The sequence below is a fragment of the Shewanella hanedai genome (assembly GCF_007197645.1).
Lineage (GTDB): Bacteria > Pseudomonadota > Gammaproteobacteria > Enterobacterales > Shewanellaceae > Shewanella > Shewanella hanedai.
The window spans coordinates 1-1,947 of the sequence record NZ_VKGK01000076.1; the positions used below are offsets into that span (position 1 = coordinate 1).

The 1,947-nt window shown below is 40.5% G+C and carries 1 protein-coding gene; it reads left to right on the plus strand.

What is annotated here, in order from left to right; translation table 11 throughout:
* Positions 1-681 precede the first annotated feature (681 nt).
* Positions 682-1,506 carry a chromosome partitioning protein ParA gene (locus tag FN961_RS25640; RefSeq protein ID WP_144042972.1) on the plus strand — a complete coding sequence of 275 codons (825 nt, stop codon included), beginning with the start codon at positions 682-684 and terminating at the stop codon, positions 1,504-1,506.
* The last annotated feature ends 441 nt before the right edge of the window (positions 1,507-1,947 follow it).

The following is a 1,947-nucleotide window of genomic DNA, read 5'->3' on the forward strand; positions in this document are numbered from 1 at the left end:
GTATGGTTACCGGGTAACATAGTACGCCTTAGTGGAGGCTTGAGCCGTATGCAGTGAAAGTTGCACGTACGGTTCTTAGGAGAGCGGCACTTGGTAACAGGTGCCGCTTATCCGACCAAAGCTGGTTAGCATTCAAATGAAGGCTGGTTACATTTTTTGTTTGGGGTTTAATTGTATTTGGTAGTGAGTCGAAGCTTCAGGTTTCAATGTGATCTATCGCTTGCAGCGTGCTTATGTGCAAGTAATCTCTCGGTACGCTGTAAACCCATCCATGGGCGCTCTACGATTTCATCCCTGAAATCGAAGTCCTCGAGCCCACTTACACCTGTTCATCTGTCTCTTCGATTTTGACTTGTCTGAGTAAATCACTAACACGGAAATGCCCCTTTTATTGGTTTCAAGCGCTAAGCTGCACAAAACAGTAGCAAGTTAGTTGACCTACTTTTGCTAATCGATAAGTGAATGCTACTGACTGCTTAAGATATGACATCAATATTCATGCTCACTTTGCAATTTTCCGTGCTCGTTTATTCAGTGCCTCTCTGATAGAGTGCTTATAAATCAATAGCTTTACTTTAGTAAGGCTTAAATAATAGGTTTGTTAAATGCACATGCGCGTTTTGCCAAATATACGCGCAACGCATAAATACTAAGACGTTAGGCTTCTCAAGGAATTTGTGTATGGAAACTCTTATAGTGTTAATTTCTAAAATTCCAAATGTTATTTGGAGCGCAGTTATAGCCTCCTTTTTGACATTTCTTGGAGTGTTTTGGACGAATAAAGGAAATGAGAAACGACAAGCCGCATTGCTTGAACATGAAAAACAAAAATACCAATCAGAGCAAAAATTGGCTCTTAAAAAAGAAGTGTTTTTGAATGTGGCTGGCTCTTTTGCAGATGTTCTAGGAATCGTACCAAAACTAATTAATTTAGAATTTACGCAAAAAGATATTGAAGTTCAAATGAAAGATCATAGTGGGATTGTAGCCAAATCCTATCTAGCTGCAAAAGAAGAATCCGTAGCCGAAATATTAAATTATTCCGCAGAGACAGCTGAGGTCTTTATCGATCTGATGAAAGATAGAGCAATAGCCTTAGACCACAAAAAAGCTATTGAGATATACGGATCGACCATAGATAAAGCAAACAACGAGAAAGACCGATTAATTTCAATAATGAAAGAGTTAAACCTTCAGGGCCGCAATGATCCTGCAACTTTTGATTATTTAAACAAAAGCTATGAAACCCAAGAGGGAATTGTGCAGCGGAGCACTGCAAGTTTAGAAGAACAAGAAGGGATTTTAGAGCCTTTATATCTGGAGTTTGCCAAAAAATGTATGAGTGAGCATGGTCGTCTTTTATCATTGCTGCCTCCTATGACAATTGCTCTCAGAGGTGAACTTGGTAATGATCAAGATTCACAAGTATTTATCGATGCACTAAATAGTAATATCGAAATAATGAATTCAGCATTTGATAATTTGTTTGTGCGTAAAGAAGCCTAAACTGGTAGCTGGTAGGTGTCTAGCCTCCAGCCCCCACACCAGCCTGCATGCGGCTCCGCACACGACTAAATGGATTTAGGAGGTAGAGCGAAGCAGGATGCCAGAGCCGAGGGCGGTTCATTTAGAACACCTAACTAAACTTTCTGGTTAGCTTCTTGTTTCGAGAGTGAACTGAGATCCATCCATCTCTTAGTGAACATAAACCTGCTTTCTTAAGATAATCATTACTTATGATAATCTTAATTGGAAATTTTAGAGCCTAAGCACTAAGTCGCTTTTGTCCGTGCGACCTGAGGTCGTATGAAGCGCTGTTCACCGCAATAAGAGTGAACCATCTGTATCACTAGATGACCCTAAGACTCTGAATAAAGCAGCGAGTCTGACAATGTAACGAAGTCCATTGGACGGGAGCTGAATCGTGAGAGGACGCTCCTCCTGATA

Bases quoted from the DNA above. Each gene is read 5' to 3' on its own strand.
- FN961_RS25640 (WP_144042972.1), top strand. From the start codon at position 682: ATGGAAACTCTTATAGTGTTAATTTCTAAAATTCCAAATGTTATTTGG.